Raw genomic sequence first — 607 nt, forward strand, 5'->3', positions numbered from 1 at the left:
ATCGTCCCGAAGACCCGGGGTCCCGCGTCGGACGCCGGGCGGATCAGGGTGGTGCGCGCTGCGGTGTCGTGGTCCATCGGGTCCTGCGGGTCGTGTCGGCTATCGTAGCGAATCCGTCGCGAGGCGGTCGGGAGCGCGCGCCCCCAGATGCTCGGCGGCGAACTCCAGCGCGTTCTCCTCGTCGAGGTCTCCGCCCGCTTCGTGGCCGTTGTAGGGCCACAGCACCACGGTCTTGCGCCCGCCGTACGCGGTGAACGCGGGCAGCACCGTCTGCGGCGGCGCGATGCCGTCGAGGAGGCCGGTGCTCAGCAGCGCGGGTGCTGTCGCTCGCTTCGCATGAGTGACGCCGTCGAAGTAGCGCAGCGTCTCGAGGGCTGCGGCGGCGTCGCCGCGACGGTCTGCGAAGTACTGCGTGAGCAGCGCGTACGGGTACTCGGAGCTGAGGGTCGCCGCCCGGTCGAGCTCGCAGAGGAAGGGCGCCTGCACGATCACCGCGGCAAGGTCTGGTACGAGCCCCGCGATCGCGAGCGCGATGCCCCCGCCCTGACTCGCCCCGACCGCACCGACACGGGCGGGGTCGACGAGATCGACGGCACGGAGGGCGTCG

General features: G+C 72.3%; 1 protein-coding gene. It reads right to left on the reverse strand.

Going from position 1 to position 607, the window contains the following annotated elements:
- Positions 1 to 99: 99 nt before the first annotated feature.
- Positions 100 to 607, reverse strand: a 508-nt coding sequence (locus J7E68_RS20005; protein WP_251049104.1) for an acetylxylan esterase, incomplete at its 5' end; no start/stop codon positions are given.

Source organism: Microbacterium sp. ISL-103 (assembly GCF_018613995.1).
Classification (GTDB): domain Bacteria; phylum Actinomycetota; class Actinomycetes; order Actinomycetales; family Microbacteriaceae; genus Microbacterium.